Source organism: Halomonas fontilapidosi, assembly GCF_014192285.1.
GTDB classification, from domain to species: Bacteria; Pseudomonadota; Gammaproteobacteria; order Pseudomonadales; family Halomonadaceae; genus Halomonas; species Halomonas fontilapidosi.
Genome location: NZ_JACHXQ010000011.1, coordinates 121,878 through 130,260 on the forward strand (window position 1 = coordinate 121,878; position 8,383 = coordinate 130,260).

Genomic DNA, 8,383 nt, shown 5'->3' on the forward strand with positions numbered 1-8,383 from the left:
TGACGTCATAACGGAAACCCTCGCACATGAAGACTGCATTCCGAATCGGCCGGGCGGGCCTCCTCGTCCTGGCCGCCGGCCTGTTGCTGGCCGCCTGTGGTCAGGATGAGGCGCCACAGCAAACCCAGCAGGGCGCTGGTCAGGAGCGGCCGCCACATCCGGTTGAGGTGACGGCGATCGATCGCCAGGATATCCCGCTGGACAAGTCCTATCCGTCGCTGCTGAGAAGCGATAGCGAGGTCACCTTGGTGGCCCGCGTCACCGGTTTTCTCGAGCAGCGCCACTTCGAGGCCGGCGAGATGGTGGAGCAGGGACAGACCCTCTACAGCATCGAGCCGGACGTCTACCAGGCCACGGTCAACCAGCGCGAAGCCGACCTGCAGAGCGCGCGGGCAGAACTCGCTCGGGCCCAGCGCGACGCCGAGCGCTTCGAACGGCTGTTGAGCCAGAATTCGGTGAGCCGCCAGCAGTATGACCAGGCCCGTGCCGACCTGGGCGTTGCCAGGGCCGGCGTTGCCCAGGCGGAGGCGGCCCTCGCCAGCGCGCGGATCGACTTGGGCTATACCGAGGTCAACGCCCCTGTCTCCGGGATGATCAGCCTTAGCCAGGTCAACGTCGGCAACCTGGTGAGTTCGGGTACCGAGCTTGCCACCATCACACCCCTCGACCCGCTGGAAGTGCGCTTCCAGCTTCCCCAGCGCGATGCCTTTGAGCTGCGTCGCCAGGTGGGCGAGGCGTCCGTCGAGGCGATTACCGCCGCGCTGCGTGTGCCTGGCGGTAACGGGACCGAGGGCCCGACCCTGGAAGGTCGGCTCGACTTTCTGGGCTCGCGAGTGGATGAAGCCACCAGTACCGTGCAGGCCAGCGCTACCTTCGCTAACCCGCAAGGTCGCGTGCTGCCTGGCCAGTTCGTGCGCGTCAGCCTGCAGGGGCTGAAGCGCTATGATGTGCTGGCAGTGCCCGAGATCGCCATCGGCCAGGGGCTGATGGGCCCTCAGGTGTTCGTGCTCGACGAGGAGAGCGTGGCCCGGGCCCGCACCGTGGACCTGGGCGAGGTGGCCGGGCCCTGGCAGGTCATCCGTGGTGGTCTGGAGGTCGGCGAGCGGGTGGTGGTCGGCGACCCCGCCGGCATCGAGCCAGGTAGGGCCATTGACCCGCAGCCCTTCGATGGTGACGCTCAGGCGCTCATCGAGCGCTCCATGGAGTCGGGTGACCAGCAGTCCGGCGACCAGCAACAGGGCGGCGCGCCCGCCCAGGGCGGACAGGCGGCGCAGGGTAACGCGGCCAACGGCGGCGAGTCCGAGCAGGCCGAGGCCGGCGGGGACGACGCCTCATGAGCTTCTCCAACTTCTTCATCAAGCGGCCGATCTTTGCCACGGTGCTGGCGATCATCCTGACGCTGGTCGGGGTGATGAGCATGCGGGTGCTGCCGGTGGAACAGTACCCCAGCGTGGTGCCGCCCACGGTCTCGGTGAGCGCTCAGTTCCCCGGTGCCGATGCCGAGACGGTGGCGCAGACCGTGGCCGCCCCCCTGGCTGAGGCGATCAACGGGGTCGAGGACATGCTCTACATGACCTCGACCAGCGCCGACAACGGCACCATGAGCCTCAACGTGGCCTTCAACATCGGCACCGACGGCGATATCAACACCATCAACGTCAACAATCGGGTACAGGGCGCGCTGTCGCAGCTGCCCGAAGCGGTTCAGGCCCAGGGCGTCACCGTGGAGTTGCAATCCAGTTCGATCCTGATGCTGGTGGCGCTGATCTCGCCGGAGGGTGACTACGACCGCACCTACATGCAGAACTACGCCACCCTCAATATCCTCGACGAGCTGCGTCAGGTCCCCGGCGTCGGCAATGCCGAGGTGCTGGGCGGTGGCGAGTTCGCCATGCGTATCTGGATGGACCCGGACAAGCTGGCGCAGTACGACCTGACCCCCACCGAGGTGGCCGCGGCGATCCGTGCCCAGAACACCGAGGTGCCGGCAGGCAGCCTGGCGGCCACACCGCAGAGCGACCCGCGGGCCTTCAGCTATACCATCACCGCCGGTGGGCGGCTCAGCGACGTCGACGACTTTCGCGAGATCTTTCTGCGCACCAATCCGGACGGCTCGTCGCTGCTCCTGCAGGACGTGGCGCGCATCGAGCTCGGCGCCTCCTTCTACGGCGTGGATGCCCGCCTGAACGGGGCGGCGATGTCGCCGATCATCATCAACCAGCAGCCCGGCGCCAATGCCCTGGAGACAGCTGCGGCGGTCAAGGCGACCATGGGCGAGTTGGAGGGGCGCTTTCCGCCCGGGCTCGAACAGGTGGTGCCCTACGACACCACGCTATTCATCGATGCCTCCGTCAATACCGTCACCAAGGTATTCATCGAGGCCTTCCTGATCGTTGGCGTGATCCTGTTCATCTTCCTGCAGAACTGGCGCTTCACGGTGATCGCCATGTCGGTGGTGCCGGTCTCGGTGCTGGCCACCTTCGCCGGTTTCTACCTGTTCGGCTTTTCCATCAACCTGTTGACGCTGTTCGCCCTGGTGCTCTCCATCGGCATCGTGGTCGATGATGCCATCCTGGTGGTGGAGAACGTCGAGCGAGTGCTCAGCGAGGATGAGGAGATCACCGTTACCCAGGCCACCATCCGCGCCATGAAGGAGGTGGGGGGGCCGGTCATCGCCACCTCGCTGATCATGGCCGCGGTGTTCGTGCCGGTGGCCTTCCTGGGCGGCTTCACCGGGCAGATCTATCAGCAGTTCGCCCTCACCGTGGCGATCTCGGTGGCGTTCTCGGCGCTGATGGCGCTGACCTTCACGCCGGCGCTGTCGGCGATCTTCATCAAGCACAAGCCGGTGAGCGGCAACGAGACGACCTTTCGGCGCGCCATCAATACCCCGCTGCGTCTCTTCGATCGCCTCTTTGCAGCCATCACCGCCGCCTACATGTGGGTGGTCAAGGTGCTGGTTCGCTTCTGGGGCCTGGCACTGCTGCTCACGGCGCTGGTCATCGGCGGTTCCTGGTGGCTCTACCAAGCCACGCCCTCGACCCTGGTGCCCGAGACCGATCAGGGCATCGTGCTGGCCAGCGTGCAGCTGCCGGACTCCGCTTCGCTGGCGCGTACCCAGGATTACATGAGCGAGCTGAGCTCGCGTGTCGAGGAGATCCCCGGGGTCAGCTACGTGGCGGCGGTTGCTGGCTACGACATTCTCTCCAGCGCGGTGAACACCGCGCGCGGCGTGATGTTCATCAATATGGCGCCCTGGGGCGAGCGCGAGCTTACCGCCCAGGGGCTGGTGGGACAGGTGATGCAGCTGGGCGCCCAGGTGCCTGGTGGCTCTGCGATGGCCTTCAACATGCCGCCGATCATGGGGCTCTCCACCACCGGCGGCTTCACCGGCTACCTGCAGTCGTTCGAGGGTGCGACCCCCCAGGAGCTCTTCCAGGCGTCGATGAAGGTGATGCAGGCCGCCAATCAGAACCCCGCCCTTCAGCGGGTGTTTACCACCTTCAACGTCAACGTGCCGGGCTACCGCGCCGAGATCGACCAGCAGAAGGCACTGAGCTATGGGGTGGCGCTGCAGGACCTCAACGCCACCCTGTCGAACACCTTCGGCAACGGCTTCGTCAACTACTTCAGCTACCAGAACCGCAACTTCCAGGTCTACCTGCAGAACGAGGACGAGTTCCGCCGGACGCCGGATGACCTCGCCGATGTCTTCGTGCGCGGCGGCAACGGCCAGCGAATCCCGCTTTCGGAGTTCGTGACGCTCGAGCGGCAGGCCAAGCCGGCGGTGGTGTCTCGCTTCGGTGTCTATCTGGGCGCTCAGTTCCAGGGCGGCCCGGCACCGGGCTATAGCTCCGGCCAGGCGGTCGCCGCCATGGAGGAGATCGTGCAGGAGACGCTCGGCAGTGGCTGGGGCATGGGCTGGACCGGTACCGCCTATCAGGAGACCCAGATGGGCAGCACCGCCAACCTGGCCCTCGTTTTCGGCCTGCTGATGGTGTTCCTGATCCTGGCGGCGCAGTACGAGAGTTGGTCGCTGCCGCTGGCGGTGCTGACCGCCACGCCCTTCGCCTTTCTCGGCGGCATTGGCGGTATCGTGCTGCGCGGGCTCGACACCAGCGTCTACGTGGAGATCGGCATGCTGGTGGTGGTGGGCCTGGCGGCCAAGAATGCCATCCTGATCGTCGAGTTCGCCGAGCTGCAGCGCAAGGAGCAGGGCAAGTCGATCCGCGAGGCGGCCATTACCGCGGCCCGGCTGCGTTTCCGGCCCATCGTGATGACCTCACTGGCCTTCATCTTCGGCACTCTGCCGCTGGCGCTGGCCACCGGGGCCAGCGATACCAGCAGCCACCATATCGGCACCACGGTGGCGGTGGGCATGGCCTCCGTGGCGGTGCTGGGCAGCTTCTTCGTGCCGAGCTTCTACGCCATGATCGCGGTGGTCTCCGACTGGCTGCGGCGCAAGATGTTGGGCGGTGGCAGCGAGCCGCGTCGGGTGGCAGGGGCCGACCAGCCCTGAGACCCGCAGCCAGCACCGGACACCTGGGTCAGGCGCTGGTAATGCACCATTCGCACCGATAAACGGGGCACCTCATCGAGGTGCCCCGTTGCGTTGGAAGGATCATGGTACCGAGTGGCGGGGCGTTCCAGGCGGCAGGTCGGGAAGGTGGTGTCACACCCGACACCCGTATGGGCTACGCTGGGGGCAAGAGACTTATTCGTTGGCTAAGTAGTTCTGCGAGGTGTCCCATGGAAACCGTACGCCAGATTGCCCTGAGTTTCCCGGTGGTGGTATTTAGCGTGCTGGTTGCCCTTGCTGGCGTTTACTGGCTGCTGGTGGCCTTGCGCCTGGCGCGGGTGGAGTGCTTCGAGCACGACAGCCTCAAGGGCGACCACTTGGCCAGCACCCTGGTGGCGCTGGGCTTCGCCGGGGTGCCGGCCTCCTTCGCGCTGACGGTGCTGCTGGTGCTGGCGGCGGCCATCACCCTGGGGGTGGAACTCGCCGTGCTGCGTTGGCTACCGCTGGGGCTGTTCCGCATTCCCGTGGGCGTGGCAGTGCTGTGGGGAGCCTTCGCGCTCGCCTCACCCCTGGCGGCAGCGCTGTGTCATGCCCTGCATCGCTGGTTTCATCGCCACGCCCCGCAGCATCGGCGTTGCCTGCTTGGCGAGAAGGTGGAGGTAAAGGCGCAGGCCGATGACGATGCGGCGGCCACGGCCGTGCTGGTCGATGACCCACAGCGGCAGCTGCGCCTTCACGGCAAGTCTGGCGACCTGCCGCAAGCTGGCGAACGTCGTGTGCTGGTCAAGTACCTGGCGGGAGAGGATGCCTACCGCAGCGTGCCGGAAAGCGAATATCGCGAGGCGCGGGCTCACCTCAGCAGGCTGCGTCTGCGCCGGCGAAACGGCAGCGAGGGGCAAGACGGCGCCGCCACGTCATCCTGAGGGAGCCGCGCGCATCAGTGTGAGTTGAGTATCCAGCAGCAGCGTGCCGCGTTCGAGGATCGAGAACTGCTCATGGTTGCGCAGCCAGTCGTGGAAGAGCCCGCCGAGCATCGCCTGCAGCAACTCGCCGGCCACCCCGGGGTCGAGCCCCGGCCGCAGCTGGCCCAGTCGCGCCGCACAGCCGCAATAGTCGATCAGCGCCCCGCAGGCTTCCTCGGCCATCTCATTCTGCATGGCCAGCGGGTCGATCTCGCCGAAGACCTCACAGTGATGGATCAGGATGGCATGTACGCGCCGGTAGCGGGGCTGCTCGAGACGCTCGAAGCCCTTGAGACAGGCGAGGCGGATCGCCTCGAGCGGGCGTTCGGCGAGGCTCGGGTCGCCAATCTCCTCCACCAGTTCCTGGAAGGGCATGCGCACGCGCTGCAGCATGGCCTGGAAGAGGTCGGCCTTGTTGCGGAAGTGCCAGTAGATGGCGCCGCGCGTCATGTCGGCGTGGCGGGCAATCTGTTCCAGGGAGGTGCGGGCCACGCCCTTCTCGAGGAAGACTTCCTCGGCGGCGTCCAGCAGAGCCTCCCGGGTAGCGGCGGCCTCGGCCTTGGTGCGTCTGGCCATGAAAGCGGGCTCTCCAGCGTTCTGGTAATGACCCGTATTCTACCCGAGTCGCCTTGGCTTTTACATACAACCTTGTATGGATGGCGGTATGCCATTTTGTCCCAGCCGGGCTCGTGTTCGGCGTGCTAGTGGCGTATAAGGAAGCCACGAAAAACACCGTTCTGTAACGGGAGGAGTGCCCCATGGCCCGTGCCCCCTTTGAAATCGCCGGTACCCGCATTTCGCCAGGCTCGCGGACCCAGATCGATGTGCCGGTAGCGCGTCTCTATACCCATGCCCCGCTCTACATTCCGATCGAGGTTGTGCATGGGCGCCAGCCAGGCCCGGTGATGCTGGTCTGCGGGGGGATCCACGGCGACGAGATCAATGGCGTGGAGATCGTGCGCCGCCTGCTGCGCTCGAAGCAGCTCCAGGGGCTGCGAGGGACCCTGATTGCCGTGCCGATCGTCAACGTCTTCGGTTTCGTGCAGCACAGCCGCTATCTGCCCGACCGCCGCGACCTCAACCGCTGCTTCCCGGGCAGCGAGTCGGGCTCGCTGGGCGGCCGGATGGCGGCGCTGTTCCGTGAGCAGATTGTCGACCACGCCACCCACGTCATCGACCTGCATACTGGCGCCATTCATCGCACCAACCTGCCGCAGATCCGCGCCCAGCTGACCCCCGGTGGCGAGACGGAGCGCATGGCCGACGCCTTCGGCGCGCCGGTGATCCTCAATGCCGAACTGCGCGAGGGCAGCCTGCGCCACTATGCCCAGAACCGCGGTATCCCGGTGCTCACCTACGAGGCCGGCGAGGCGCTGCGCTTCGATCAGTGGGCGATCACGCCCGGGGTGCGCGGCGTGTTGCGGGTGATGCGCCGGCTGGGCATGCTGGCCGGCGAAAAACGCCGTCGCTTGGTGCCGGCCGCCGAGGTGGCCAACGGTTCGAGCTGGGCGAGGGCGCCCATCGACGGCATTCTGCGCCCCCAGGTGCGGCTCGGGGCGCGGGTGGCCAAGGATGAACTGTTGGGCCGCGTGGCGGATCCCTTCGGTAACGCCGAGGGCGAGGTGCGTTCGGTGGCCGACGGCATCGTGATCGGCATGAGCCGGCTACCGCTGGCCAACGAGGGCGAGGCGCTGTTTCATATCGCCCGCTTCGACGCCATCGAGGAGGCCGAGAGCGCTATCGAGGACTTCCACTCCAGCCTGGAACCACCGCCCGACGCGCTCTACTGAGTCATCCTCATACGCCGACGGCGGCGATGCTTCGGCGCCGTCGGCGTGTCGGTGGTGCGACAGCCTCAGGCCACGGCGGCAGCCTCGCGCTCGGGCACCAGGCTCAGGGCATCGTCGAAGACACGCAGGCAGGCGCCATCGAGATGACCGTTCTCGGAGAGGTGGCGGCGGAACTTGCGCCCGCCCGGCTGGCCCTGGAAGAGCCCCAGCAGGTGGCGGGTGATGTGGTTGAGCTTGGCGCCCTCGTCGAGGCGGCGAGCGATATAGGGGCGCAGCGCGCGGGCCGCCGCGTGGCGGCTCTCGGCCGGCCCCGGCACGCCGTAGAGCGCCTCGTCAATGCCGGCCAGCAGCCAGGGGTTCTGGTAGGCCTCGCGGCCGACCATCACGCTGTCCACGCACTCGAGCTGCTCCCGGCAGGTCTCGAGGGTCTTCAGGCCGCCGTTGATGCCGATATGCAACTCGGGGTGGCTTGCCTTGAGCCGATGGACGCGACCGTAGTTGAGCGGCGGGATGTCGCGGTTCTCCTTGGGGGAGAGCCCCTCGAGCCACGCCTTGCGAGCATGCACGATGAAGGTGTCGCAGCCGGCGTCGGCGACGGTGGCAATGAAGCGCTCGAGGTCGGCGTCCTCGTCCTGGTCGTCGATGCCGATACGGCACTTGACCGTCACCGGGATCGACACCGCTTCGCGCATGGCGCGCACGGCGGCGGCGACCTTCTCCGGGTGGCCCATCAGGCAGGCGCCGATCAGGTTGTTCTGCACCCGGTCGCTGGGGCAGCCGACATTGAGGTTGACCTCGTCATAGCCCCACTCCTCGGCGATGGCCGCGCACTCGGCAAGCTCACCGGCGTCGCTGCCGCCCAGCTGCAGGGCGAGGGGATGTTCGACGTCGTCATGGCCGAGAAATCGGCTGCGCGGGCTGCCGTGCAGGATGGCGCCGGTGGTCACCATCTCGGTATAGAGCAGGGCGCGACGGGTCAGGGTCCGGGCGAACGCGCGGTAGTCGCGGGTCGTCCAGTCCATCATAGGCGCGACGGAGAAAGTCCTGTCCAGCGCGGGGCGCGCGGTGCCAGTATCCATGCGTGTTGTGGCTGTTGCCTTATCTGTCATAAC

The 8,383-nt window shown here is 66.9% G+C and carries 6 protein-coding genes; 4 read left to right on the forward strand and 2 right to left on the reverse strand.

Annotation, left to right across the window (positions count from 1 at the left end):
• Positions 1–26: 26 nt before the first annotated feature.
• The 3 genes from FHR95_RS14660 to FHR95_RS14670 all read left to right on the forward strand — a co-directional run bounded on the left by FHR95_RS14660 (position 27) and on the right by FHR95_RS14670 (position 5,442).
• Positions 27–1,337 carry an efflux RND transporter periplasmic adaptor subunit gene (locus FHR95_RS14660; RefSeq protein WP_183314984.1) on the forward strand — a complete coding sequence of 437 codons (1,311 nt, stop codon included), beginning with the start codon at positions 27–29 and terminating at the stop codon, positions 1,335–1,337.
• Entirely contained in the window at positions 1,334–4,519 is a 3,186-nt protein-coding gene (locus tag FHR95_RS14665) for an efflux RND transporter permease subunit (protein WP_183314985.1), read from the forward strand. The genes FHR95_RS14660 and FHR95_RS14665 overlap by 4 nt, the downstream gene beginning before the upstream one ends.
• 230 nt (positions 4,520–4,749) lie before the next feature.
• Positions 4,750–5,442, forward strand: coding sequence for a hypothetical protein (locus tag FHR95_RS14670; RefSeq protein ID WP_183314986.1), 693 nt, complete (start codon positions 4,750–4,752; stop codon positions 5,440–5,442).
• On the opposite strand, the gene FHR95_RS14675 is transcribed toward FHR95_RS14670, so the two are convergent.
• The gene (locus tag FHR95_RS14675; protein ID WP_183314987.1) at positions 5,434–6,057 is read right to left on the reverse strand and encodes a TetR family transcriptional regulator; all 624 of its coding nucleotides are present in this window, start codon (positions 6,055–6,057) and stop codon (positions 5,434–5,436) included. The two genes, FHR95_RS14670 and FHR95_RS14675, sit on opposite strands and share 9 nt — an antisense overlap.
• Before the next feature lie 182 nt (positions 6,058–6,239).
• Here FHR95_RS14675 and FHR95_RS14680 point away from each other — a divergent pair, with 182 nt between their 5' ends.
• Entirely contained in the window at positions 6,240–7,271 is a 1,032-nt protein-coding gene (locus tag FHR95_RS14680; RefSeq protein ID WP_183314988.1) for a succinylglutamate desuccinylase/aspartoacylase family protein, read from the forward strand.
• 65 nt (positions 7,272–7,336) lie between these two features.
• Here the strand turns inward: FHR95_RS14680 and dusA are convergent, their stop codons facing one another.
• The gene (gene dusA / locus FHR95_RS14685) at positions 7,337–8,380 is read right to left on the reverse strand and encodes a tRNA dihydrouridine(20/20a) synthase DusA (protein ID WP_183314999.1); all 1,044 of its coding nucleotides are present in this window, start codon (positions 8,378–8,380) and stop codon (positions 7,337–7,339) included.
• Positions 8,381–8,383: the final 3 nt, after the last annotated feature.

Excerpts from the sequence above, each read along its gene's own strand:
- FHR95_RS14660 (WP_183314984.1), top strand. The coding sequence starts at position 27 with ATGAAGACTGCATTCCGAATCGGCCGGGCGGGCCTCCTCGTCCTGGCC.
- FHR95_RS14665 (WP_183314985.1), top strand. The coding sequence starts at position 1,334 with ATGAGCTTCTCCAACTTCTTCATCAAGCGGCCGATCTTTGCCACGGTG.
- FHR95_RS14670 (WP_183314986.1), top strand. The coding sequence starts at position 4,750 with ATGGAAACCGTACGCCAGATTGCCCTGAGTTTCCCGGTGGTGGTATTT.
- FHR95_RS14675 (WP_183314987.1), bottom strand. The coding sequence starts at position 6,057 with ATGGCCAGACGCACCAAGGCCGAGGCCGCCGCTACCCGGGAGGCTCTG.
- FHR95_RS14680 (WP_183314988.1), top strand. The coding sequence starts at position 6,240 with ATGGCCCGTGCCCCCTTTGAAATCGCCGGTACCCGCATTTCGCCAGGC.
- dusA (WP_183314999.1), bottom strand. The coding sequence starts at position 8,380 with ATGACAGATAAGGCAACAGCCACAACACGCATGGATACTGGCACCGCG.